Genomic DNA, 24,475 nt, shown 5'->3' with positions numbered 1-24,475 from the left:
TCCTAACCGAGGTTTCCGAAGGCATCGGCGATGTCGTTGAAGACGGCGCCCGGGAACTGGGTGAGCGCGGAACTGATCTGCTCGAAACCGGTCTGAACGGCGTTCATGATCGCCGTCTGGTCGCTGGTGAGGATGGCCTCCCCGATGTTCCACAGCGCGGTCTGCGACGGCAGCACCAGATCGCGCACGTCGACGAACAGGGCGCTGAGCAGATCCGGATCCTGCGGGATCGCCTGGCCGTCCCAGCTGAGCAGCGTCCAGCCGTCTGTGGGGTTGCCCTCGATCTGGACGATGCCGGTGTTGGGCAGCAGCACGGTGGACAAGCCGTTGGCCACGGTGTGCGACTCCTGGATGAGGTTCAAGAAGAACGGCAGGTCGGGGTTCTTGACGTTCATCAGCACCCAGGCGAAGATCGACGCCTCGCTGTTGAACGCGACATCGGTGATCTGGCCGTTGTCGCTGACGATCGGGTTGGCCACGGCGTGGTCATACATGGTGTTGATGGCGTCGGTGAACCGTGCATTGAACATCAGCCCGTTACCGTCTTCGGAGCCCGGAGCCGGCACCAGCGCCAACCCCAGCGGCGCCCCCAGCGCCCACGCGCCGACGGTCAGAAAGGCCAGCCGGCCCCCCAGGCTCTCGATCGGGTCGAGCGCGTAGATGCCGCTGTCGACTTCGTTGAGGCCCGGCAAGATCTGCACGTTGTCCGACATGTGCTCGAGGGCGGCGAAGGGCGCGGAGGTCTGCATTTCGCGCAGCCCCTGCCCGGCGAAGATCCCGGCGACCGGACCGAGTTCGTTGAACAGCTGCTGTCCGACGTCCTGCGCCTGCTGCAGGCCCAGGTCGCTGAGCGGAGCTCCCGGGAACGCCGGCGAGGGGGTGAGCAGGTTCTCATACGGCGAGATCATCTGCGCGTGCCGGACGACGTCGATGACGACATCTGAGGCGCCGCCGCTGGTGAGCTGGATATCGCGGAGCGCCGCGGTCGCCGGCGCCGGCAGCGGAGCGACCGGGGCGACGGCGATACCGCCGACCAGGGCGGCACCGGCGGCGAGCGACCCGAGGTGGTTTGCCTGCATGATGCGTACCTCTTTCGGGCGAAAGTGGCGTTCAGTTGGCTGCGAATCGGCGGTCGAATATTTCGCAGTTTGGTCATTTCTAAGGATTGACAGCGCCCTACTGAATTGCTGACAGCTAACCCTATCGAGGGAACGGCCGCTGAATCGTCTGCCATTCTCCGGCCGCCGGCGAAACCCTGGTGCCGGTACGAACCGGCGCGATCGGTGTCGGCGGCCGGTTAGCGGCGGCCCGGGGTTCGCGAGTCCGATCCCGGTCACTCCGCTTATGAGCAGAGCGGCTGATATCACCGACGCGGCATGCTAACCGGTGCGCAGCGGGCGCCCGCCGCCGTGGCCGGACACCGATTCGGGAGTGGCCTCTTACGACCCGCGGTTGCGCCACTGCCGGTGCAGCTTGCGCTGAAGATAGCTTTCGACGGCGCATTCCCGCTGCGCCACTGGGGCACCGATTCCGCACGGGCGGAACGCAGGACAGCTAACCGTCATATCTGATCCCCTAAACGACGTGATGAGTTTACCCGACCAGGCGACTGTGAGGAAGATCAATTTTTCATCCTATTCGCTGCACCCGAAACCTCAGTGGTGCCCATCGATGCGCTGGCGGTACCGTGGCTGACCGGGCCGAAAAGATTCGTCCGGCAGCGCGTTGGCCGCCGGTGTTTGCCCGAAACCCGGCTCTCAGACCCTGTGGAGGCGAACAGATGGGCTCCTCGGAACCCAACGGCCCGAGAGCGGGCGCCCGATGAGATTCGCACGCGGGTACGACCCCAGCTACGACCTGACCTACGACGACGTGTTCATCGTCCCGAACCGCTCGACCGTCGATTCACGCCTCGACGTCGACCTGTCCACCCGCGACGGCTCGGGCGCCACCATTCCGGTGGTGGTGGCCAACATGACCGCGGTGGCGGGCCGGCGGATGGCCGAGACGGTGGCCCGGCGCGGTGGCATCGTGGTGTTGCCCCAAGACCTGCCGATCGAGGCCGTCAGCCAGACCGTGGCCTTCGTGAAAAGCCGCGACCTGGTCGCCGACACCCCGGTCGTGCTCTCCCCCGACGACTCGGTGTCCGCCGCGATGGCGCTGATCTCCAAGCGCGCACACGGCGCCGCGGTGGTGGCGGTCGACGGCCGTCCCACGGGCCTGGTGACCCGGGCGTGCTGCGAAGGCGTGGACCGCTTCAGCCGGGTTCGCGACGTCGCGATGTCCGACCTGCTCAGCGTCCCGATCGGCACCGAACCGCGCAAGGTCTTCGACCTGCTCGAGCATGCCCCGGTCGACGTCGCGGTGGTGACCAACACCGACGGCACCCTGGCCGGGGTGCTGACCCGCACCGGAGCGATCCGGGCCGGCATCTACACCCCGGCGATCGACGCGGCCGGCCGGTTGCGGATCGCCGCCGCGGTCGGCATCACCGGAGAGGTGACGGCGCGGGCGGCCGCACTGCTGTCGGCCGGCGTGGACGTGCTGGTCATCGACACCGCCCACGGCCATCAGGAGAAGGCGATCCAGGCCATCCGCTCGGTGGCCGCCCTGAAACCGGGCGTCCCCTTGGTGGCCGGAAACGTGGTGTCGGCGGACGGCACCCGGGACCTGATCGCCGCGGGGGCGGACATCGTCAAGGTCGGCGTCGGCCCCGGCGCGATGTGCACCACCCGGATGATGACCGGAGTGGGCCGCCCGCAGTTCTCCGCCGTGCAGGAGTGCGCGGCCACGGCCCACGAACTCGGCGCCCACGTCTGGGCCGACGGCGGGGTGCGCCATCCCCGCGACGTGGCGCTGGCGCTGGCCGCCGGCGCGTCCAACGTAATGATCGGCTCCTGGTTCGCCGGTACCTACGAATCCCCCGGCGACCTGATGTTCGACCACGACGACAAGCCGTTCAAGGAAAGCTACGGAATGGCGTCGAAACGAGCGGTCGCCGCCCGCACCGCCGCCGACAGTGCGTTCGACCGGGCCCGCAAATCCCTGTTCGAGGAGGGCATTTCGACGTCGCGGATGGCGCTGGACCCAGATCGCGGTGGAGTCGAGGACCTGCTGGACCACATCACCTCGGGGCTTCGCAGCACCTGCACCTACGTCGGCGCCGCCGACCTGGCCCAGCTGCATGAGCGGGCGGTGCTCGGGGTGCAGTCGGCCGCCGGTTTCGCCGAAGGCCATCCGCTACCGTTCGGCTGGTGAAACCCAGAGGATCCATAGTGGCGAGTGCTCCCATCGGGGCGACTAGTCCCCCAAAGACCCTCGCGGTCGGTAGGTGGCCATGACTGTCGCCGTCACCGTGGGCAGCCTGCTGGCGTTTCTGATCCTGACCCTGGGCACCGCGGTCTTCGTCGCCGCCGAGTTCTCCCTGACGACGCTGGAACGCAGCGCTGTGGAAGCCAACGCCCGTCGCGGCGGACGTCGCGACAAATACATCCAAGACGCCCACCGCACCCTGTCGTTCCAGCTGTCCGGCGCCCAGTTGGGCATCTCGATCACCACGCTGGCCACCGGTTTCCTGGCCGAGCCGGTGCTGGCGCGGTGGCTGCGTCCCGCGCTTTCCCTACTGGGATTGTCCGAGTCGGCCGCCGCCGCGGTGGCGTTGGTGCTGGCCCTGGTGATCGCCACCTCGCTGTCCATGGTCTTCGGCGAGCTGGTGCCCAAGAACCTGGCCGTGGCACTCCCGCTGCCGACCGCCCGTGCGGTGGCGGGGCCGCAGCTGATGTTCTCCCGGCTATTCACCGTCGCGATCAAGGCGACCAACGGGACGGCAAACCGGATCTTGAAGCGGCTCGGTATCGAGCCCGCCGACCGGCTGGCATCGGCCCGCTCGCCGCGGGAGCTGGCTTCGTTGGTGCGCAATTCGGCGCGTAGCGGCGCACTCGACTCCAGTACCGCAGCCCTGGTGGGCGGCTCGCTGCGATTCGGTGCCCTGACCGCGGCCGAGCTGATGACGCCGCGATCCAAGATCGTGAGTCTGCAGGCCGGCGACACCGTGGCCGACCTGGCCGCGGCCGCAATCGACACCGGCTTCTCCCGTTTCCCGGTGGTGGACGGCGACCTCGACGCCACCGTCGGCATCGTGCACGTCAAACAGGTGTTCACGGTTCCGGCCGCCGATCGGGCGGTCACCCCGGTCACCACCGTCGTCCAACCGGTCGCCGTAGTGCCGTCCACCCTCGACGGCGACGCGGTGATGGAACAGATTGGAACCAACGGTCAGCAGGTGGCCCTGGTCGTCGATGAGTACGGCGGAACCGCGGGAATGGTCACGGTCGAGGATCTGATCGAGGAGATCGTCGGCGACGTCCGCGACGAACACGACGACGCCACCCCGGACGTGGTGGTGGCCGGCGGCGGCTGGCAGGTTTCGGGCCTGCTGCGCATCGACGAGGTGGCCGCCGCCACCGGCTACCGGGCCCCGGAAGGCTCCTACGAGACCATCGGCGGGCTGGTGCTGCAAGAGCTCGGGCACATTCCCGCGGCCGGCGAAACCGTCGAACTGGTCGCGTTCGACCCCGACCAGCTGTCCGCGCACCCGCCGCGCTGGCTGGCCCGGGTGGTCCGGATGGACGGCCGGCGCATCGATCTGCTGGCGCTCATCCAACTGGGGACAGGCGATGGCTGACCTGTTCAACGTGGTGTTGACCCTGCTGCTGATCGCGGCCAACGCCTTCTTCGTCGGCGCGGAGTTCTCACTGATCTCGGCGCGGCGCGACCGCCTTGAGGCGCTGGCCGAACAGGGCCGGCGCAGCGCGGTCACCGTGATCCGCGCCGGCGAACAACTGTCACTGATGCTGGCCGGCGCCCAATTGGGGGTCACGGTGTGTTCGATTCTGCTCGGCCGCATCGGTGAGCCCGCCGTCGCCGACCTGCTCGAGGCGCCGTTCCGGCTGGCGGGCATCCCGGACCCGCTGCTGCACACCGTCGCGTTCGTCGTCGCGTTGACGATCGTGGTCACGTTGCACGTGCTGTTCGGCGAGATGGTGCCGAAGAACATCACGCTCGCCGGCCCGGAGAAGGCCGCCATGCTGCTGACCCCGCCGTACCTGATCTACATGGCGGCCGCCCGGCCGTTCATCGCGTTCTACAACTGGTGCGCCAACGTGACCCTGCGCGCCCTGCGGGTCCAGCCCAAGGACGAGTTGGAGATCACGGTGTCCACCGTCGAGCTGAGCGAGATGATCGCCGAATCGGTCTCGGCGGGACTGCTCGACCTCGAGGAGTACACCCGGTTGACCCGCGCCCTGCAGATCCGGACCCGGACCGTCGCCGACGTGGCGCTGCCGGTCGGCGACATCCGCACCGTTCCGGCGGCGGCCACCGGCCGCGGTCCCACCGTGGCAGCTGTCGAAGAAGCCCTCGCCCAGACCGGGTACTCGCGTTTTCCCGTCGTCGACCAGGGCGAATACGTCGGCTACCTGCATATCAAGGACGTCCTGCCGCTGTCCGAGAGCTCGGCGGGGCCCGGGAGTTCCGCCGAAGCGATCGTCGACATCGGCGTGGTGCGGCCGCTGCCCCGGCTTCCCGCCTCGCTGCCGCTGGCCGATGCGTTGACCCGGCTGCGGCGCACCAACAGTCATCTGGCCCTGGCGGTCGGCACCGACGGCGCCGTGGTGGCCATGGTGGCCCTCGAGGATCTGGTCCAAGACGTCGTCGGCACCGTCCGCGACGGAACGCATCATGTTTGACCGGGGCGAACCGGCGCTGGAAACCGAGCAGTGGCAGGGCCGCGCGGCGGCCTACCGGCTGCGCCTGGACCGCTTCCTGGACCCGCTGTCGCGCCGGATCGCCGCCGGCGATCCGGTGCCGAAGTTCCTGTTCAGCTACTACAGCCTGCGTCCTCGGCAGTTGCGCAGCTGGAACCCGGGATTCGGGGTGGCGCTGGCCGGCGCCCCGGCGCGGCGCGACTACCGGGAGCGCCGGGGCTACGCCGTGGCCGCCGACGGGACCGTTCGGGTCGCCGAGGACTACCTGCAGGAGCGGGCCGACACCGTGACGTTCGTCGCACGGCTGTTGCGGGCCACCGCCGCCCGGCCGGCACAGCTGAACTGCTTCGGCCTGCACGAGTGGGCGATGCTGTATCGCAGCGACACCGTCCGCCACGGCCATGTTCCGCTGCGGCTCAGCGCGGCCGAAGCGGACCGGGTGGTCGAGGCGAACCCGTTGCGCTGCACGCACTTCGACGCGTACCGGTTCTTCACCTCGGCGGCGGCCCCGCGCAATGCCGGGACGCCGCGCCGGGCCACCCAAACCGCTTGGGAGCAGCCGGGTTGCCTGCACGTCAATATGGATTTGTACAAGTGGTGTTACAAGCTGGGGCCGCTGATCGATTCCGAATTACTGCTGGATTGCCTGCAACTGGCCGCGGCGGCGCGCGAGATCGACATGCGCGCGAGCCCGTATGACCTGAGTGGCTACGGCTACGAACCGATCCGCATCGAAAACCCGGCCGGCCGTGCCGAATACGTTCGTTGCCAAACCGGGATCGCGCAGCGGGCCGCGCCGCTGCGCGCTGCCCTGCTCAAGCGGTGTGACCTGCTGTTGGCAGTCGCCGGATGCGGATAGCCGTGCCGTCGGCCGGTAAGGTGGTGGATTGGCTATGAGGGAGGAAATCATGACTGACCGGGTGTCGGTGGGCGATTTGCGGGTGGCCCGCGTGCTGTATGACTTCATCACCGACGAGGCGCTGCCGGGCACCGGCATCGACCCGGACAGTTTCTGGGCGGGGGTGGACAAGGTCGTCACCGATCTGACGCCCAAGAACGCCGAACTGCTGGCGCGTCGCGACGACCTGCAGGCGCAGATCGACAAGTGGCACCGGCACCGGGTGATCGAGCCCCTGGACACCGAGGCCTACCGCGCCTTCCTCACCGAGATCGGCTATCTGCTGCCCGAACCGGAGGACTTCACGATCACCACGGCGGGCGTCGACGACGAGATCGCCGTGCAGGCCGGCCCGCAGCTGGTGGTGCCGGTGCTCAACGCCCGATTCGCGCTCAACGCCGCCAACGCCCGGTGGGGGTCGTTGTACGACGCGCTGTACGGGACCGACGTGCTCAGCGAGGACGACGGTGCCGAGAAAGGCACCTCGTATAACAAGGTGCGCGGCGACAAGGTCATCGCCTACGCCCGCAAGTTCCTCGACGAGTCGGTGCCGCTGACCAACGGTGCGTGGACCGAGGTCAAGAGCTTCGCGGTCACCGACGGCGCGCTGGTGGTCACCCTCGCGGACGGAATGGAGACCGCGGTCGCCGAGCCGGCGGAATTCGTCGGCTACACCGGTGATGCCGAGTCGCCGTCGGCGGTGCTGCTGGCCCACCACGGACTGCACATCGAGATCCTGATCGACCCGTCGTCGCCGATCGGGGCGACCGACGCCGCCGGCATCAAGGACGTGGTGCTGGAGTCGGCGGTCACCACAATCATGGATTTCGAGGACTCGGTGGCCGCCGTCGACGCCGACGACAAGGTGCTGGGTTACCGCAACTGGCTGGGCCTGAACCGGGGAGATCTGGCCGAGCAGGTCAACAAGGACGGCAAGACGTTCACCCGCACGCTGTCGGCCGACCGTGAGTTCACCGGGCCGGACGGGGCGACGGTGACCCTGCCGGGTCGCAGCCTGATGTTCGTCCGCAACGTCGGCCACCTGATGACCAACGACGCCATCATCTCCGGCGACGAGGGCGCCGAGGTGTTCGAGGGCATCCAGGACGCGCTGTTCACCGGCCTGATCGCCGTGCACGGCCTGTCCGCCTCCGAGGACAACGGGCCGCTTACCAACAGCCGCACCGGGTCGATCTACATCGTCAAACCCAAGATGCACGGGCCCGACGAGGTGGCATTCACCGCCGAGTTGTTCAGCCGGGTCGAAGACGTCCTGGGGCTGCCGCAGGCGACCCTCAAGATCGGCATCATGGACGAGGAGCGGCGCACCACCGTCAACCTGCGGGCCTGCATCAAGGCCGCCGCCGATCGGGTGGTGTTCATCAACACCGGCTTCCTGGACCGCACCGGCGACGAGATCCACACCTCGATGGAGGCCGGGCCGATGGTGCGCAAGGCCACCATGAAGTCTCAGCCGTGGATCCTGGCCTACGAGGACAACAACGTCGACGCGGGCCTGGCGACCGGTTTCACCGGCCACGCCCAGATCGGCAAGGGCATGTGGGCGATGACCGACCTGATGGCCGACATGGTCGAGCAGAAGATCGGACACCCGCGCGCCGGCGCGAGCACCGCGTGGGTGCCCTCGCCGACCGCCGCCACCCTGCACGCGATGCATTACCACCAGGTGGACGTCGCCGAGGTGCAGCAGGAGTTGGCCGGAAAGCGTCGCGCCACAATCGATCAGCTGTTGACGATCCCGCTCTCCGAGGGCCTGGCCTGGGCCCCCGATGAGATCCGCGAGGAGGTCGACAACAACTGTCAGTCGATCCTCGGCTACGTGGTGCGCTGGATCTCTCAGGGTGTGGGCTGCTCGAAGGTTCCCGACATCCACGACGTGGCCCTGATGGAAGACCGTGCCACACTGCGGATCTCGTCCCAGCTGCTGGCGAACTGGCTGCGGCACGGGGTGATCACCGCCGACGACGTGCAGTCCAGCCTGGAACGGATGGCCCCGGCGGTGGACCGGCAGAACGCCGGCGACCCGAGTTATCTGCCGATGGCCCCGGACTTCGACGACAGCATCGCGTTCGCGGCCGCGCGCGAGCTGATCCTGTCGGGAACCAGTCAGCCCAACGGCTACACCGAGCCGATCCTGCACCGGCGTCGCCGAGAGTTCAAAGCCCGAGCCGGCGTCTGACCCTAGGCGGATCTTCAGTGGTATTGAGCGTGACCGGAGAGCTGACCGGGCGGAGAGGACGCATCCACCGTGGGTAGGCACAGTTTCCCCGGTCCGGACGATTTCGACGAGGACCCGCTCGGGCGCGACGAGGCCGACTACAGCGCCGACGACACCTCAGCGCCGGATCCGGTCGGCTTCGGCGACCCGGACGACGACGAGTACGTCGACGACTATCACGACGCGTTCTACGACGAGTCGTTCGGCGGCGAGTCGTTCGGCGGCGGAGCGGCCTATGACGCCGACCCGGCGCAGTACATGCGCCGAGGCGGACACGACGAGGAAGAAACCCGTTATCGCACCGGGCCTTTCGGTGCCATCGATGCCCGTGCGGGCGAAGCGTCGTCGGCCGCGCGGGACGAACCGCGCGGCGGCCGCCGCAACCTCGACCGCTGGCGCCGGCACCGCAACGACACCGCGCGCCGCGGTGTCAGCGTCGGTGTGATCGCCGCGCTGGTGACGGTGATCGTCGTGGTGGGCGCGGTGATCCTGTGGCGCTTCTTCGGCAACTCGCTGTCGCATCGTTCCGCCGTCGCCGCGGGCGCCTGCGCCGAAGGTGACCTGACCGTCGCCGTCGTCGCGGACCCCTCGATCGCCGATCACGTCCAGGGCTTCGCCGATCGGTTCAACAAGACCGCCAAGCCGGTGGGCGATCGCTGCGTCTCGGTACAAGTCAAGCCGGTGGATTCCGACGCCGTCGTCAGTGGTTTCATCGGTGACTGGCCGGCCCAGCTGGGCCAGCGTCCGGCACTATGGATTCCGGGCAGCTCGATTTCCGCGGCCCGCCTGCAGGCCTCCGCGGGTGCGGAAACCGTCAGCGACAGTCGTTCGCTGGTCACCTCGCCGGTGCTGCTGGCGGTCCGCCCCGAACTCAAGCCCGCTCTGCAGAAGCAAAGTTGGGCGAACCTGCCGGAGCTGCAAACCGACCCCGACGGTTTGGGCCGGCTCGGGCTGCCCGGCTGGGGCCAGCTGCGGCTGGCGCTGCCGATCGGTGGCAACGCCGACGCCGCTTTCCTGGCCGGCGAGGCGGTGGCGGCCGGTGCCGCCCCCAAGGACGCCCCTGCCACCGACGGGACCGGGGCGGTGCACCGGCTGGCCGGCGCCCAGCCCCAACTCGCCGACAGCTCGCTGGCCGAGGCGATGAACGTCCTGCTGCGCCAAGGCGTTCCCGCGGCTGCGCCGGTGCACGCGGTGGTGACCACCGAGCAGCAATTGTTCACCCGAGGGCAATCGCTCTCGGACCCGGCGAGCACGCTCGGTTCCTGGCTGCCGCCGGGGCCGGTGCCAGTCGCCGACTACCCGACGGTGTTGCTCGCCGGGTCGTGGCTGTCGCAGGAACAGGTCAGCGCCGCCAGCGAATTCGCCCGGTTCGCCCGCAAACCCGATCAGCTCGCGGAGCTGGCCAAAGCCGGATTCCGGGTGGAAGGCGTCGCGCCGCCCGACAGTGACGTCACCGGGTTCCCGGCGGTGACCGACACCCTGTCGGTGGGCGATGACGCGATGCGGGCCACGCTGGCCAATGCGCTCACCACGCTGCCGGGCAGCTCCGCGGTGACGATCATGCTCGACGAGTCGATGACCACCGACGAGGGCGGCAAGACCCGGCTGGCCCACGTGATCGCCGCCCTGGATCAACGGATCAAGGCGCTGCCGCCGCATTCCGCCGTGGGCCTGTGGGCCTTTGACGGCGTGGAGGGCCGCAACGTGGTCACCGCCGGCCCCCTCGACGAGCCGGCGAACGGCGGTACCCGGGCCGAGACCTTGGTCGCGGCACTCGATGGCCTGAGTTCGACGTCCGGCGGCGCGGTGTCGTTCACCACCCTGCGGCTGGTCTACAACCAGGCGTTGGCCAATTATCGTGGCGGGCAGAGCAATTCCGTGCTGGTCATCACCGCGGGCCCGCACACCGACCGGACGCTGGACGGCCCCGGACTGCAGGAGTTCATCCGGGCCAACACCGATCCCGAGCGCCCGGTCGCCGTCAACGTCATCGACTTCGGCGCTGACGCCGACCGGGCCACGTGGCAGGCGGTGGCTCAGCTGTCCGGCGGCAGCTACCAGAACCTGCGCGGGGCGAACTCCCCCGACCTGGCCGGCGCGCTGAACACGCTGCTGAGCTGAGCCTCGCTAGGCGCCCAACATATCGAGGATCTGCTGCGGGATGACGTCCACCAGCTGGGTGATCATCCCACCGAACGAGCTGACGGTGATGTTGGCCAGGTCCAAGTTGCCCAGACCCAGGTCGTTGAGCAGGTCGTTCAGGTTCAGATCCGACAGGTCGCCGACCAGGTTGCCTAGGTTCAACGGCAGGTCGTCGAGCCCCAGGCCGCTGACCAGGTCGCCCAGGTTCAGGCCGTTGAGCAACCCGGTGATGTCGAGACCGCCGAGCCCCAGCCCGCCGAGCAGGCCGCTGAGCGTCAGGTCGCCGGTCGAGGGGGCGAAGCCGAGGCCCTCCAGGATTCCGCCGATCGTCAGGTCGTCGGGTGACAGCGTGACGCCGAACGCCGCCAGCAGCGAGCTGACGGACTCGGTGATGGTCTGACCGCCCAGCAGGTCCCCGAAGGTGACGGCATTGAGGGCGTCGATGAGGTTCTGCGGAGTCAGGAGGATAGCGTCGAGGAGCTGGTTCAGCACCGGACCAATGAGCGGAAGGCTGCCGACGACGTTCGTCAGCAGGTCGCCGATCACCGAGTTCAGAAAACCGGTGATGCCCTCCAGTACGCCGCCGGGCAGCCCGTCGATGAGGCCACCCAGCGAGGAATCGAGCAGGCCGCCGAAGCCGAGGTTGTCCAACAGCGTGCCCAGACCCAGGCTGATGTCGCCGTTGATCCCGAACACGTTCAGCACGTCATCGAGGCTCAGGTCGTTGAGGCTCACGTTGGTGTCCAAGCCCAGGCCGCTCAAGATGCCGGTCAGGCTGAGGCTGCCCAGCCCGAGGTCACCGAGTCCGAGGAAGCCGAGTAATCCGCTCAGGTTGGTGATGTCGCTGCCGCCCTTGAGCAGGTCACCCAGACCGTCGTCGCTGATCCCGAGGGCGCCGAGCAGGCTGCCCAGGGTCAGGGTGCCCAGGCCCAGCTGATTCAGCAGGTCGTCCACGTTGAGGTTGCTCAGGTCCAGGTTGCCCAGCCCGAGAGCATCCAGCAGCTTGGTCAGGTTGAGGTCGGCCTCGAAGTTCTGCACCGGCGCCAGAATGCCGTTGAGCACCGGGATGTTGATGATGCCGCCGAGCAGGCTGACGTTCTGCGCGCCGTTGAGGTAGGCGTCGGCGATGGTGGCCGGCGCGGTGAACAAGGTGGAGAAGTTACCGCCTGCCATGTCGGTCGCGGCGTTGCTGATCGCCTGCGAGGCCAGCGCTTGTGCACCCATGCTGGCGATCGCCAGTTCCAGCCCGGGCGGCAGCTGCACCGAGACCGACGCCGGCAGCTCGGAGATGTCGGTGGTGACGGTCGGCGTGATGCTGGTGAACGCGGAGATCACCCCGAACGGGTCGGTGAACAGCTTGCCGAAGACAGCGGTGATCGCCGACCAGTCGGCGTTGTCGTTGATGTTGTTCAGGTTCGCCGTGGTGTGAGTGAACAGGTCCGACCAGGCATCGGTCAGCTGCACCGCGTGGTACTGCGCGCCGGCTGCCGGCACGGCCGGCGCAATGGGCGCGACCGGTGCGATCGCGATGATGCCGGCACCGGCCACGGCAACGCCGGCGGTGAAGTAAGGGCGAAGCGCAAGCTGTTGCATGGTCTCTCTCCTAGTGTGATCCCCATCACCGTTAAGGTTAGACCAGGATAAACTATTTTTTGGTTGTACATGAGATTTTGCTGATTTTCACCAGCGTCACTTTTATGGCGGGCACAGGCGTCGCTACACTGCCGCGTCCGCGCCGGGCGAACGTCTGGAACCCGGCGCGCCGCGCGGCTCAGCCGTTCGGAGGATATTACCTACCGCTCACAGACGGCAGGCATGCGAAACACCACAAGTGAGACGAGTTCAGGCGAAGGCTTCCACCGGCGGGCAGGAGCAGACCAGATTGCGATCGCCGAAGGCTCCGTCGATCCGGCGCACCGGGGGCCACACCTTCGGGCGGAAGTCGCGACCCAGCGGGTAGGCGGCGTGCTCGCGGGTATACGGGTGCTCCCACTTGTCGACCATCAGGCACTCGGCGGTATGCGGAGCCCCCCGCAACGGGTTGTCCTCGACCGTCCACTCGCCGGCGCCGACCCGGTCGATTTCGCCGCGGATGGCGATCATCGCCTCACAGAACGCGTCCACCTCGGCCAGGCTCTCGCTCTCGGTCGGCTCCACCATCAGCGTCCCGGCCACCGGGAAGCTCATGGTCGGAGCATGGAACCCGTAGTCCGCCAACCGTTTTGCGACATCGTCGACCGTCACGCCGGTGGCCTTAGTGATCCCGCGCAGATCCAGGATGCACTCGTGGGCGACCATGCCGTTCTCGCCGGTGTAGAGCACCGGGAAGTACTCGTCGAGGCGGCGGGCGATGTAGTTCGCCGAGGCGATCGCGGTCAGCGACGCCGCCCGCAGACCGTGCGCCCCCATCATCCGGATATAGGCCCAGGTGATCGGCAGAATCGACGCCGACCCGTAGGGGGCCGCCGACACCGGCGAACCGCCGGACAGCTCCGCGGCCAGCGGGTGCCCGGGCAGGAACTGGGCCAGGTGCGAACGCACCGCCACCGGCCCGACGCCGGGGCCGCCGCCACCGTGCGGGATGCAGAACGTCTTGTGCAGGTTCAGGTGGCTGACGTCGCCGCCGAAGCGGCCCGGCCGGGCCAGCCCGACCAGTGCGTTGAGGTTGGCGCCGTCGACGTAGACCTGACCGCCTGCGTCGTGCACGGCGGCGCAGATCTCGGCGATGTCGTGCTCGTACACCCCGTGCGTGGACGGGTAGGTGATCATCAGCGTCGACAGGTTCTCGGCGTGCTCGGCGACCTTGGCCCGCAGATCGTCGAGGTCGACGTCGCCGTTCTCGCGGCAGACCACCACGACCACCCGCATCCCGGCCAGCGCCGCCGAAGCGGCGTTGGTGCCGTGCGCGCTGGACGGGATCAGGCAGATGTCACGGTGGGCCTCGCCGCGGCTGGCGTGAAAGGCGTGGATCGCCAGCAGGCCCGCATACTCGCCCTGGGAGCCGGCGTTGGGCTGCAGCGACACCGCGTCATACCCGGTGATCCCGGCCAGCCAGCTCTCCAACTGGGCGATGAGCCGGCGCAGCCCGGCGGCGTCGTCAGCCGGGGCGAACGGGTGCTGGCGCGCGAATTCGGGCCAGGTGATCGATTCCATCTCCGCGGCGGCGTTGAGCTTCATCGTGCAGGAGCCGAGCGGAATCATGCTGCGGTCCAGCGCGATGTCCTTGTCCGACAGCGCGCGCAGGTAGCGCATCATCGCCGTTTCGGTCCGGTAACGCGAAAAAGCCGGGTGGGTAAGGAATTCCGAGGTACGGGTGATGACGTCGGCACCGGCACCGACCTGTTCCGAGGGGGCGATCCCGAAAGCCTCCAGCACCGTGGCCACATGGGCATCGGTGGTGGCCTCGTCGCAGGACACCGAGACGTGGTCGGCGTCGACGCGCCACAGGTTGATTCCGGCGGCCTTGGCCGCCGCGACGACCTCGTCGGCGCGGCCCGGGACCCGGGCCAACACGGTGTCGAAGTAGCGGTCGTGCACCAGCGCGTCACCGAGGGCGGCGCCGATCTTCTGCGCTTGGCCGTGCACTCGCCGCGCGATCGCGGTCAGCCCCTCGGCGCCGTGGTAGGCGGCGTACATCGCGGCCATCACCGCCAACAGCACCTGCGCGGTGCAGATGTTCGACGTCGCCTTGTCGCGGCGGATGTGCTGCTCGCGAGTCTGCAACGCCAATCTGAACGCCGGCGACCCGTCCTCATCCTTGGACACCCCGACCAGCCGTCCGGGCAGCTGACGGGCGTGCTTGCTGTGCACCGCCAGATAGCCGGCGTGCGGCCCGCCGAAGCCCATCGGCACCCCGAAGCGCTGCGCGCTGCCGAACGCCACGTCGGCGCCGAGCTCGCCGGGCGGGGTGATCAGCGTGCACGCCAGCAGGTCGGCGCCGACCGCCACCATCGCGCCGCGCTCGTGGGCGGCTTCGATCACCTGCGACCAATCGGTGACGCGGCCGGACGCGCCGGGCAACTGAGTGATCACCCCGAAGAAGTCGCCCTCGGGCAGCCCGTCTCGCAGGTCGGCGGTGACGATCTCGATGCCCAGCGGCTCGGCCCGGGTGGCCAGCACCGCCGCGGTCTGGGTGAACAGGTCGGCGTCGACCACCAGCCGGTTGGTCTTCGCGCGCACCGTGCGGTGCATCAGGGTCATCGCCTCGGCGGCGGCGGTCCCCTCGTCGAGCATCGACGCGTTGGCGATCTCGCACCCGGTCAGATCGGCCACCATGGTCTGGAAGTTCAGCAGAGCCTCCAACCGGCCCTGGCTGATCTCGGGCTGATACGGCGTGTAGGCGGTGTACCAGGCCGGGTTCTGCATGATGTTGCGCAGCAGCACCGGCGGGGTGAGCGTGTCGTAGTAACCCTGGCCGATCATCGACACCGCAACCGTGCTGGCGTCGGCCAGCTCCCGCAGTTCGGCCAGCGCCTGGGTCTCGCTGGCGGCCGCCGGCAGCGCCTCCAGCCCCGGCGCGACGCCGTCGGGCCGCAGCGCATCGAGGATGCCGCTCGGCAGCGCCTTGGCGGCCAGGTCGTCCAGCGAGTTCACCCCGATGGTGGTGAGCATGGTGGCGATCGCGGCACTGTCGGGGCCGAGGTGCCGGTCGACGAAACGGAATTCGGTGTGTTCGGGCACGTTGGCTCCTCGGCGATAGACGACTTGTGTCCTCCCCCTCTGTCGTCTGCCCGTCCCGGGCGCCTGAGAGATTCGGCGCCGGGATATCCGGGGCGCCTTTCCCCATGGGCGGGTGAACCCGAAACGGGCAGCACCGCTTTCCAGAGGCATCAATGCCCGCGCGGTCCGGGTGCCTGAGAGGTTGACGGAGAGGTATTGCTCCTTCGGCGCCCGAGACTGGCTGTCCCGGGACTCTCCCGCGCGAGGCTGATGCGCCGACCAGTCTAGCGCCGGCAGGGTCCGCGCAGCGAGTTCGCCCTAGCCGGTCTTGCGGTCGCGGAACTTGCGGCGGCTGGCCAGCTCGTCTTCCGGCGCGGCGATCGACTCGCCACCGTCGGCGCGCTCACCGGGGAAGTCGGCGATGGCGCCGGTCAGCTCGCGCATCGCGCCCGACACCGCGATGCCGAACACGCCCTGCCCGCCCTGCAGCAGGTCGACGACCTCCTCGGCCGAGGTGCACTCGTAGACGGTGGTGCCGTCGGAGAACAGGGTGATGTTGGCGAGGTCGCGGACCCCGCGCTCCCGCAGGTGGTCAACGGCGACCCGGATGTTCTGCAGCGAGATGCCGGTGTCGAGCAGTCGCTTGACGATCTTGAGCACCAGGATGTCTTTGAACGAGTACAGCCGCTGGCTGCCGGAGCCGGCCGCGCCCCGAATCGAGGGCACCACCAGTGAGGTGCGGGCCCAGTAGTCCAGCTGGCGGTAGGTGATGCCGGCGATCTGGCAGGCGCTGGGGCCGCGGTAGCCGACCAGCTCGTCGGGGACGGAGTCATCGGGGAACAGCCCGGCCTGCACCGGTTCACCGACGCCGGAAGCGCCCGCTGCAACCTCGACATCGGCGCCCGATTCGGACTGACCCGCGAAGTCCAGCTGGTCCTGCCCCGGTTGCTCTCCCACGATGCTTCCTCTCGCCGATCGCGCTCGTTGCCACTGGCTGGCCGGTGACCGCGTTTGCTCTTGCCCGAGTTGGTGGTGAGCATACGCTGTCGCGCGAGCCGCCGCGCCGTTGTTCCCGCCGTGGATTCAGTATGGGGGCCGCGATTTGCGGGCCGTGCTTTGCCGTGGGCGTGTCGGCGTCACCGCCTGCAGATGAGACGGTTCTGTGACGGGGCTGAGGCCGCCGCGCCGGGTCAGGTTGCTTTGAAATCGTCGGGCGACACGCTATCGAGGAACTCCTTGAACTTCTCCACCTCGTCTTCGCGGACCGCGCCGGAGGACTCGTCGTCGTTCTCGTCGGGGATCAGCAGGCCCGCCTCGGCCAGCACCGCCTCCTCGACGTAGATCGGCACCCCCACCCGCAGCGCGATCGCCACCGAATCCGATGGGCGCGCCGAGACCGTGATGTCCCGGTCGAAGATCAGGTCGGCGTAGAACGTGCCTTCCTGCAGATCGACGATCCGGACCTCTTTGAGCGAATGTCCGAGCGCGGCGATCAGGTCGCGGATCAGGTCGTGGGTCAGCGGCCGGGCCGGCTCCACGCCCTGCTGTTCCAGGGCGATGGCGGCGGCTTCGGCCTGCCCGATCCAGATCGGGAGGTAGCGGTCGCCGTCGGCTTCGCGCAGCAACAGCACGGGCTGGTTCTGTGGCTGCTCGACGCGAATGCCGACCACGCGTACTTCACCCATCTCCAGTCAGCCCTCCGCATTTGCTTGTCTTCCAAGTGGCTGTGCCCCAGCACGACTCACTGCGAAACCCCCGGTCGGACAACCGCATGTCGCACAACAAGCCGCCGACGCGAAGTCTAGTCCTCAGCCGTGCAGAACGTCGTGTACCGCCGACTTGAGCAGCGCGGTGTGCAGCGCGATCGCCAGCGCCGCGACCTCGCGCGCCAAGTCGTCGGCGCGGTCGCGTGCGCCGGCTTTGCCGCCCTTGACCAGCGGTCCGGCGATCTGGGCGATCAGATCCGACTGCCGATCGGCGGCTGAGCGGAACGCCCGCAGGTGGCGTGGCTCGACGCCGTAGTCGGCCAGCGCCCGGGCGCACTGCACGATGACGACCGCGTGCTCGTCGAACCATCCCCCCGGCCCGGCGGTGATCACCCCGGATCGCACCAGCGCCGTCAGCAGCACATCATCGGCGCCCGAGCGTTCCAGCAGGTCCTCCCGGCTCAGCCTGACCCGCCGGGGCGGCGTGGGCGACACCGTGGCGTGGTGAGTGGCCTCGTCGACGGCCGGCACCAACCGCGGGACCGGATAGGCCGACTCGGTCAGCGGCAACGCCCCGTCCGGCTCGGCGTCCAGCCGCGCCTTGATCACCTTCAGCGGCAGGTAGTGGTCGCGCTGGGCGGTCAGGACGTAACGCAGCCGGGCGCAGTCATACGCACTGAACCGGCGATAGCCCGACGCCGCCCGCTGCGGCGTGACCAGCCCCTCGGTCTCCAGGAAACGAATCTTGGAGATCGTGACATCCGGAAATTCGGGCCGAAGCAGATCCAGTACCGCTCCGATCGACATCCCGGCCAGTTCAGGGCTGTCAGGCGCGCTCAACTCAGCTCCCCGGCCCGGCCTCGGTCTCACCCGTCTTGGGGCCGGTCAGGAACACCAGCCGGAACTTGCCGACCTGGACCTCGTCGCCGTTGACCAGGACCGCCGAATCGACCGGCTCCCGGTTGACGTAGGTGCCGTTGAGGCTGCCGACGTCGACAACCTGAAACTCGTTGCCCTCGAGCCGGAACTCGGCGTGGCGACGGCTGACCGTGACGTCGTCGAGGAAGATGTCGCTGTCGGGATGGCGTCCGGCTGCGGTGACCGGTTGGTCGAGCAGGAAACGCGACCCGGCGTTGGGGCCCCGCTTGACCACCAGCAGCGCCGATCCCGCGGGCAACCCCTCGACACCCGAGGTCAGGCTCTCACCGCCCGCCTGCGCGGGCGCGTCGAGTTCGCTCAGAAAGTCCGCGCGGAAGACCGATGTGGTTTCCACGGTGACCTCGTCGCCTGCCTGGTCCTGCCCGTTTCCCGAGTCCTTCTCCGTCACCCGCTGCTCCTCACTGGCCACTGTCGTCCTACCTGGTCGCACCCGCCGGACATCCATGGCACCGGACCCATGATTGTTGAGTCGACCGTACCGCGCAGCGGTCGATAATGTGCCCCGCACCGCGGGATCGTGTCCCGGAATACCCGGCGCGTCCCGGCAGGCAGGCTAGCAATATTCATTCGGCCAGCGTCGCGCGGTACGCGTCGGCGCTCAGCAGTCCCGACAGGGTCTGATCCAGGGCATCGGCGGCGGCACTGTCGACCTGAAGATCCAGCAACCAGCCGGCGTCGTACGGGTCGGAGTTCACCAGCTGCGGGTTGGCGTCCAGATCGGCGTTGACGGCAACCACTTTGGCCGAGATCGGCGCATAGAGATCCGAAACGGATTTGGTCGACTCCACCTCGCCGAAGCTCTCCCCCGCGATCACCTCGGTGCCCTCGCCGGGCAGTTGCACGAAGACCACGTCACCCAGCGCCGCCTGCGCGAAGTCGGTGATGCCCACCCGGACGGTGTCCTGCCCGGTGCGCCGAATCCACTCGTGCTCAGCGGTGTAATACAGATCGGAGGGAACTAAACTTTCCGAACTCACGGTGATCGTGCTCCTTGCGCTGTCGGGTTCACTTGACTGGCTGAGCGTATTGGCGCGGTTTCGGTTGCCGCAACACGGTCACCTCCACGCGATCGGCCTGCTGCACGCCCATGGTGCCGCCGAGCCGCTTGACGCTGTCGACCGCCCCGCCGGGAATGTTCATCGCGGCCGCCAGCGTGGGCGGATCGCCTATCGCCAGAACGGAATACGGTGGGGCCAAGGCTATTCCGTCGAATTCCAGCGCCCCCGGGGGACCGGCGACCCAGGAATCCACTCCGATCCGCACCGCCTTGGCGCCATCGCGGACCTCCATCGCCTCGGCGCCGGCGGCCCGCAGCTCGTTGATCACATCGAGCATCGTCTCCGGCGCGACGCCGCGCGCCGGATCCACGACGGTGATGACCACCCCGGGCCCGAGAGCGCCGACGGTGCCGATCATGATCGCCAGCGCGGAGAGCCGGGCCTGGGCGTTCTCGATAGCGGCCTGGTCACTGCTGCCGGACTCCTGCAGCGCCTCGAGCGTCTGCTGCAACTCGGCGATCTCGGTGCCCAGCGCGGCTTCGCGCTGACGTAGCGACTCCAGCAGTACCAACAGATCGGCCGGCCGGGCCGTTTCCAGGGCGTCGGCGGAGTCGTTCTGGCGGACCTGGGTGACTATCGCGACGCCCAGCAGCAGGCACAGCAGCATCGCCAGCACACCGAACAACGGGCCGGAGCGGCCCGGCCGCGACCGCGCGCGATCGTCCGTCTCGGGCAACTCGTGCCGCCCGTGCGGCACCGGCTCGGTACCCACCGCGTCAGGCTCCGAACAGCCGTCGTCGCAGCGCCGCGGCGTTACCGAAGATACGAATGCCCAGCACCACGATGATCGCGGTGGACAACTGGGTGCCGACCCCCAACTGGTCACCGAGGTAGACGATCAGCGCGGCGACCAGGACGTTGAACACGAACGACACGACGAACACCTTCGCGTCGAAGATCCGCTCCAGATAGGCCCGCAGACCGCCGAACACGGCATCCAGCGCCGCCACCACCGCGATCGGCAGGTAGGGCTGAACCACCTCCGGAACGCTGGGATGAAAAACCAGTCCCAGCACGATGCCGGCGACCAGCGCGGCGATACCGATCATTGAGAAATCACTCCAGCCTCCCGAACCGGACCCCTGCAAGCTTGCGTCACGACTCCCCTATCTGTTTGGCGAACCGGACATCTCGTACCGAACCCGCCGGCAAGGTCAGGTCGGCACCGGTCCGGCCGTCGACGCGCACCACCACGCCGTAGGACACTTCCAGCAGTCGCAGCCGGTACAGGCCTGGGGTGCGGTCGAAGGCATCGCGCAGCTCGCGCGGCGGCCCGATGGCCCGCACCGAGTAGGGACTGCTGATCGGCTTGTTGTCGACCAGGATCGCACCGCCGGCCTGCCGGATCGTCACGTTGGGGCCGATCCGGACATCGCCGATCGCGATCGCCTCGGCGCCGCTGGCCCACAACGAGTTGACGACGAGCTGAAGGTCGCGGTCCAGGATGATCTGCTGGCTGCCCGACACCCGCTGTTTGGAGGCGTCGGAGAGGTTTCGCCCGACGCCGGGGTCGGTCACCGTGACGATCAGGCCGGGGCCGGTCACCCGGCTGCTGGCGGCGGCCAGGCTGAGCGCGTCGAGGCCGGCCAAAACCCGCTGGCCCTCGGCGTCATCGGCCAGCCGGTGCCGGCGCAACTCGTCGACCCGGTTGGTCAGTGTCTCGCGTTTGTCGGCGAGCCTGCCGGTCACGTCTTCGGCCGACCGCACGTTCGTGGCCAGCACCTGTTGGGCGTCGCGCACCCCGGGCGCCAACGAGCGGGCCTGGGCGAACGCGACGGCGAACACGGTCGCGACCAGCAGCGCCGCCAGCGCCTCCCACCCCCACCCCGCGAGCCGGGCCCGTCCCGTGGTGACGCGCCCGGAGTCGCGTTCGGCCGCCGCCGCGGCATAGCCGGGGTCGAGGTGCTCCGACAGCAGCGAGCGCAGCAGTGAAGGCACCGCGAATCGCTGCGGCCGGCCGGCCTCGTGAGCGCCCCGGTCGCCGCCGCTGTCGTAGCCGCTGAGGGCGAAAAACGGCTCAGACATCTGCTACTCGAGAGACGACCTTCGGCATCGTGCGCACTACCAGCCCCACCTGGATCAGGTACAGCACGAACGCCCACAGGTACATGCCCAGGCCCCAGATCAAAAAGGCCCAACCGATTGATGCCACCACCCGGCCGGCCAGCGCGTCCCACTGCCCCAACAGGATCAGCGGAAACGCCGACATCAGCGCGAAGGTGCCGGCCTTGCCGACGTAGGTCACCGGCAGCGCGGTCAGTCCCCGGCTGCGCAACACCGGCAGCACCGCGGCCAGCAGCAGGTCGCGGGCCAGCAGGGTGCCGATGATCCACCACGGCACCAGGCCGCGCAGGCCGAAGGCGACCGGGACCGCCACCATGTAGAGCCGGTCGATCGCCGGGTCGAGCAGTGCCCCCAGCGCCGACGACTGATCCAGCAACCGGGCCAGTTTGCCGTCGGCCCAGTCCGAGGCGCCGCTGAGCATGAGGATCGCCACCGCCAGCCCGTCGGCCCGCGCCACCAGTAGCAGGTACAGAAAGACGCCGATCAAACCGAGACGGGCCAAGCTGATGACGTTGGGCACCGTCAGCACCCGGTCGTGGACTGGCTCGGAGCCGGAGGCCATATCGACCTCCTAGCGGAAGATCCCGGGCAAACTCAGGGCGTCCATCGTGTCGTCGCTCAGCGGGTTGTCCCGGACCATGTAGGTCCACGTCGAGGTGGGCCGCGCCAGCTTGGACAGGTCGATGCCCGGCTCGGACTCGATCCGTTCGGAGGTCTCGAAGGTCTGCTGGGCCGCCTCGATGGCGTCGGCGGCCAGTGAGGCGAATGCGTCCAGGGCCATCCGGTGGAATTCGTCGAGCGGATTCTGCCGGCCCAGGGCGCGCAGGTGGATGCTCTCCCGGATGTCGGCCAAGAACGCCAGGTGATCGGCCCAACCGCGGTCCAGGTGGTAGAGCATGATCAGCCGGCAGATCTTCTCCAGCTTCGCATCGGCGTCGTCACCGTCCTGGCCGAATTTCTCGCGCAGCTCGGCGAAGCGCTGCGGGGCCAGCTCGGCGAGCTCCTCGCGCGCCGCCGGGGTGGACAGCAACGTATTGCGCCGCTCCACGATGATGGCGCGCTGCTGGGCGGTCAGCTGGTTGTAGCGCCAGGTGTTGGCGTGGATGTCGAGCAGCTTGCCTTCGGCGATGCGCTGGGCGTGGTCGAGCATCCCGGAGGCTTTGGGGCTCAGGATCCGCCCGTCCTCATCGGTCTCGGTCGGCAGCTTGTTGGCTTCCAGGTTGGTCGCGGCGACCTCGTCCTCCCAGCTGGAGAAGAACACCGACGAGCCGGGGTCGCCTTGGCGGCCGGCCCGGCCGCGCAGCTGGTTGTCCAGGCGCTGGGTGTGTTGCCGGCCGGTGCCGATCACGTGCAGACCGCCCAGTTCGACGATCGCGTCGTGATCCGCTTCTTCGGACCCGCCGAGCCGGATGTCGGTGCCGCGCCCGGCCATCTGGGTGGACACCGTCACCACGCCGAGCTTGCCGGCCTCGGCGATCACGGTCGCCTCCTCGGCGTCGTTCTTGGCGTTGAGCACCACCGCCGGGACCCCGCGCTTGCGCAACCGCTCGTAGAGTTCCTCGGACTCGGCGACGTCATGGGTGCCCACCAGCACCGGTTGACCGGTGGCGTGCACCTCGACGATGTGGGAGACGATGGCGTCGTTCTTGGCCGCCGCGGTGATGTAGACCCGGTCGGCCTCGTCCTCCCGGATGTTGGGCATGTTCGGCGGGATCGGCGAGACGCCCAGCTGGTAGAACTGGCGCAGCTGCTCGCCGGCCGCCAGCGCCGTTCCGGTCATGCCGCACACCGTGGGATAGCGGTTGACCAGTGCCTGCACCGTGATGGTGTCGAGCACCTCGCCGGTCTCGGTGGTCTCGATGCCCTCCTTGGCCTCCACGGCGGCCTGCAGGCCGTCGGGCCAGCGCTGCAGGGCGGCGATCCGGCCCCGGGAGGCGTTGATCAACTGCACCTTGCCGTCGCGGACGATGTAGTGCACGTCGCGCTGCAGCAGCACGTGGGCGTGCAGGGCGACGTTGATCTCGGTCAACGTCGAGACCACGTGTTCCTCGGAGTACAGGTCGATGCCGCCGAGCGCGGCTTCCACACGCCGTGCCCCCTTCTCGGTGAGGTGGATGTTGCGCCGGTCCTCGTCGGAGTCGTAGTCCACCCCCGGTGTCAGCCGGCCGACCAACTCCACGATCTCCAGTCGCGGGGTTTCGCGGTGCGTGGTGCCGGCCAGCACCAGCGGCACCAGCGCCTCATCGACCAGCACCGAGTCCGCCTCGTCGATCAGCGCCACGTCCGGATTCGGTGAGACCAGATCATCGACGTCGGTGACCAGCTGGTCGCGCAGCACGTCGAAGCCGATCTCGTTGACCGATGCGTAGGTGACATCGCACCGGTAGGCCGCGCGTCGGTCGGCGGCGCTGGACTCGGCGGTGATCCAGCCGACGCTGACTCCCATCGCGTCCAGCAGCGGCCCCATCCATTCGGCGTCGCGGCGGGCCAGGTAGTCGTTGATCGTGACGACGTGCACATGGCGCCCGCCGATGGCGTAGCCGGCGGCGGCGATAGCGCCCGAGAGCGTCTTGCCCTCACCGGTGGCCATCTCGACCACGTCGCCGGCCAGCATCCGCAACGCGCCCTGCAGCTGAACATCGAACGGGCGGAGCCCGATGCTGCGCTCGGCGGCTTCGCGGGCGATCGCCAGGAACTGCGGGATGTCCGAGGCGTCGGCCAGATCCTTGAGCTTGAGAAGCTGGGCGGCCTTGCGCAGCTGGTCGTCATCGAGCCCGGCGGCCTTCTTGGCGTAGTCGGCGGCCGCGGTCACCTCGGCCATCGAGCGGCTCTGGTTCTTCTCAGTGCTGGCGCCCAGCAGTTTCCAGAATTTTCCGCTCAACCGGCCCGACTTGGGACGCGAGGTTCCGGAGACCGTTTTCGACGTGTTAGCCACAGCACAACGGTACCGGGCTGCTTCGGCGGTGCTCATCCGACGCCGCGCCGCGCTACGCGGTAGGTTTCGC

General features: G+C 68.6%; 19 protein-coding genes and 1 riboswitch. Of the genes, 6 read left to right on the top strand and 13 right to left on the bottom strand.

Annotated elements, in window-relative coordinates; all coding sequences use genetic code 11:
• Positions 1–2: 2 nt before the first annotated feature.
• Positions 3–1,079, bottom strand: a complete 1,077-nt coding sequence (locus tag A5648_RS15700; protein ID WP_065025434.1) for a histidine phosphatase family protein — start codon at positions 1,077–1,079, stop codon at positions 3–5.
• Positions 1,080–1,821: 742 nt separating this feature from the next.
• On the opposite strand from A5648_RS15700, the gene A5648_RS15695 reads away from it, so the two are divergent.
• The 6 genes from A5648_RS15695 to A5648_RS15670 all read left to right on the top strand — a co-directional run bounded on the left by A5648_RS15695 (position 1,822) and on the right by A5648_RS15670 (position 11,023).
• On the top strand, positions 1,822–3,258 hold the full coding sequence (locus A5648_RS15695; RefSeq protein ID WP_065025433.1) for a GuaB1 family IMP dehydrogenase-related protein: 1,437 nt from the start codon (positions 1,822–1,824) through the stop codon (positions 3,256–3,258).
• 79 nt (positions 3,259–3,337) lie between these two features.
• Positions 3,338–4,684 carry a hemolysin family protein gene (locus tag A5648_RS15690; protein ID WP_065025445.1) on the top strand — a complete coding sequence of 449 codons (1,347 nt, stop codon included), beginning with the start codon at positions 3,338–3,340 and terminating at the stop codon, positions 4,682–4,684.
• Complete coding sequence (locus A5648_RS15685) at positions 4,677–5,747, top strand: hemolysin family protein (RefSeq protein WP_065025432.1); 1,071 nt, start codon at positions 4,677–4,679, stop codon at positions 5,745–5,747. Before A5648_RS15690 ends, A5648_RS15685 begins: the two co-directional genes overlap by 8 nt.
• Entirely contained in the window at positions 5,740–6,624 is an 885-nt protein-coding gene (locus A5648_RS15680; protein WP_065025431.1) for a 3-methyladenine DNA glycosylase, read from the top strand. Before A5648_RS15685 ends, A5648_RS15680 begins: the two co-directional genes overlap by 8 nt.
• A 49-nt stretch (positions 6,625–6,673) precedes the next feature.
• Positions 6,674–8,863 (top strand): malate synthase G, encoded by a 2,190-nt coding sequence (locus tag A5648_RS15675; protein WP_065025430.1) that lies wholly within the window; start codon positions 6,674–6,676, stop codon positions 8,861–8,863.
• 69 nt (positions 8,864–8,932) lie between these two features.
• Positions 8,933–11,023: a substrate-binding domain-containing protein gene (locus tag A5648_RS15670; protein WP_065025429.1), complete on the top strand. Its 2,091-nt coding sequence runs from the start codon at positions 8,933–8,935 to the stop codon at positions 11,021–11,023.
• Positions 11,024–11,029: 6 nt separating this feature from the next.
• On the opposite strand, the gene A5648_RS15665 is transcribed toward A5648_RS15670, so the two are convergent.
• From A5648_RS15665 to secA2, 12 genes are all read right to left on the bottom strand, one after another.
• Positions 11,030–12,637, bottom strand: a complete 1,608-nt coding sequence (locus tag A5648_RS15665; RefSeq protein WP_131810580.1) for a hypothetical protein — start codon at positions 12,635–12,637, stop codon at positions 11,030–11,032.
• Between the two features lie 249 nt (positions 12,638–12,886).
• Complete coding sequence (gene gcvP, locus A5648_RS15660) at positions 12,887–15,724, bottom strand: aminomethyl-transferring glycine dehydrogenase (protein ID WP_065025427.1); 2,838 nt, start codon at positions 15,722–15,724, stop codon at positions 12,887–12,889.
• A 151-nt stretch (positions 15,725–15,875) separates the two neighbouring features.
• Positions 15,876–15,973, bottom strand: a riboswitch (glycine riboswitch).
• Between the two features lie 48 nt (positions 15,974–16,021).
• The gene (locus A5648_RS15655) at positions 16,022–16,660 is read right to left on the bottom strand and encodes a MerR family transcriptional regulator (RefSeq protein ID WP_065025426.1); all 639 of its coding nucleotides are present in this window, start codon (positions 16,658–16,660) and stop codon (positions 16,022–16,024) included.
• Positions 16,661–16,893: 233 nt separating this feature from the next.
• Positions 16,894–17,388: a bifunctional nuclease family protein gene (locus A5648_RS15650; RefSeq protein WP_065025425.1), complete on the bottom strand. Its 495-nt coding sequence runs from the start codon at positions 17,386–17,388 to the stop codon at positions 16,894–16,896.
• Positions 17,389–17,511: 123 nt separating this feature from the next.
• On the bottom strand, positions 17,512–18,249 hold the full coding sequence (locus tag A5648_RS15645; protein ID WP_082966522.1) for a MerR family transcriptional regulator: 738 nt from the start codon (positions 18,247–18,249) through the stop codon (positions 17,512–17,514).
• A 1-nt stretch (position 18,250) separates the two neighbouring features.
• Complete coding sequence (gene garA / locus A5648_RS15640) at positions 18,251–18,736, bottom strand: glycogen accumulation regulator GarA (protein ID WP_207511731.1); 486 nt, start codon at positions 18,734–18,736, stop codon at positions 18,251–18,253.
• A gap of 175 nt (positions 18,737–18,911) precedes the next feature.
• Positions 18,912–19,325 carry a glycine cleavage system protein GcvH gene (gcvH, locus tag A5648_RS15635; protein ID WP_065025423.1) on the bottom strand — a complete coding sequence of 138 codons (414 nt, stop codon included), beginning with the start codon at positions 19,323–19,325 and terminating at the stop codon, positions 18,912–18,914.
• Positions 19,326–19,353: 28 nt separating this feature from the next.
• Positions 19,354–20,118, bottom strand: coding sequence for a DUF881 domain-containing protein (locus A5648_RS15630; RefSeq protein ID WP_207511729.1), 765 nt, complete (start codon positions 20,116–20,118; stop codon positions 19,354–19,356).
• Between the two features lie 4 nt (positions 20,119–20,122).
• Positions 20,123–20,455, bottom strand: a complete 333-nt coding sequence (locus A5648_RS15625) for a small basic family protein (RefSeq protein WP_064855409.1) — start codon at positions 20,453–20,455, stop codon at positions 20,123–20,125.
• 46 nt (positions 20,456–20,501) lie between these two features.
• On the bottom strand, positions 20,502–21,431 hold the full coding sequence (locus tag A5648_RS15620) for a DUF881 domain-containing protein (RefSeq protein ID WP_065025422.1): 930 nt from the start codon (positions 21,429–21,431) through the stop codon (positions 20,502–20,504).
• Positions 21,424–22,032, bottom strand: a complete 609-nt coding sequence (locus A5648_RS15615; protein WP_065025421.1) for a CDP-alcohol phosphatidyltransferase family protein — start codon at positions 22,030–22,032, stop codon at positions 21,424–21,426. Before A5648_RS15615 ends, A5648_RS15620 begins: the two co-directional genes overlap by 8 nt.
• 9 nt (positions 22,033–22,041) lie before the next feature.
• The gene (gene secA2, locus A5648_RS15610; protein ID WP_109470809.1) at positions 22,042–24,441 is read right to left on the bottom strand and encodes an accessory Sec system translocase SecA2; all 2,400 of its coding nucleotides are present in this window, start codon (positions 24,439–24,441) and stop codon (positions 22,042–22,044) included.
• Between the last annotated feature and the right edge of the window lie 34 nt (positions 24,442–24,475).

The organism is Mycolicibacter sinensis, assembly GCF_001673565.1.
Lineage (GTDB): Bacteria > Actinomycetota > Actinomycetes > Mycobacteriales > Mycobacteriaceae > Mycobacterium > Mycobacterium sinense_C.
The sequence above is the reverse complement of the archived record's forward strand: the minus strand, read 5'-3'. Positions and strand labels throughout refer to the sequence as shown.

Bases quoted from the DNA above. Each gene is read 5' to 3' on its own strand.
- A5648_RS15650 (WP_065025425.1), bottom strand. From the start codon at position 17,388: ATGGGTGAAGTACGCGTGGTCGGCATTCGCGTCGAGCAGCCACAGAAC.
- A5648_RS15700 (WP_065025434.1), bottom strand. From the start codon at position 1,079: ATGCAGGCAAACCACCTCGGGTCGCTCGCCGCCGGTGCCGCCCTGGTC.
- A5648_RS15625 (WP_064855409.1), bottom strand. From the start codon at position 20,455: ATGATCGGTATCGCCGCGCTGGTCGCCGGCATCGTGCTGGGACTGGTT.
- A5648_RS15665 (WP_131810580.1), bottom strand. From the start codon at position 12,637: ATGCAACAGCTTGCGCTTCGCCCTTACTTCACCGCCGGCGTTGCCGTG.
- A5648_RS15615 (WP_065025421.1), bottom strand. From the start codon at position 22,032: ATGGCCTCCGGCTCCGAGCCAGTCCACGACCGGGTGCTGACGGTGCCC.
- A5648_RS15680 (WP_065025431.1), top strand. From the start codon at position 5,740: ATGTTTGACCGGGGCGAACCGGCGCTGGAAACCGAGCAGTGGCAGGGC.
- A5648_RS15695 (WP_065025433.1), top strand. From the start codon at position 1,822: ATGAGATTCGCACGCGGGTACGACCCCAGCTACGACCTGACCTACGAC.
- A5648_RS15690 (WP_065025445.1), top strand. From the start codon at position 3,338: ATGACTGTCGCCGTCACCGTGGGCAGCCTGCTGGCGTTTCTGATCCTG.
- A5648_RS15675 (WP_065025430.1), top strand. From the start codon at position 6,674: ATGACTGACCGGGTGTCGGTGGGCGATTTGCGGGTGGCCCGCGTGCTG.
- A5648_RS15685 (WP_065025432.1), top strand. From the start codon at position 4,677: ATGGCTGACCTGTTCAACGTGGTGTTGACCCTGCTGCTGATCGCGGCC.
- A5648_RS15620 (WP_065025422.1), bottom strand. From the start codon at position 21,431: ATGTCTGAGCCGTTTTTCGCCCTCAGCGGCTACGACAGCGGCGGCGAC.
- secA2 (WP_109470809.1), bottom strand. From the start codon at position 24,441: ATGAGCACCGCCGAAGCAGCCCGGTACCGTTGTGCTGTGGCTAACACG.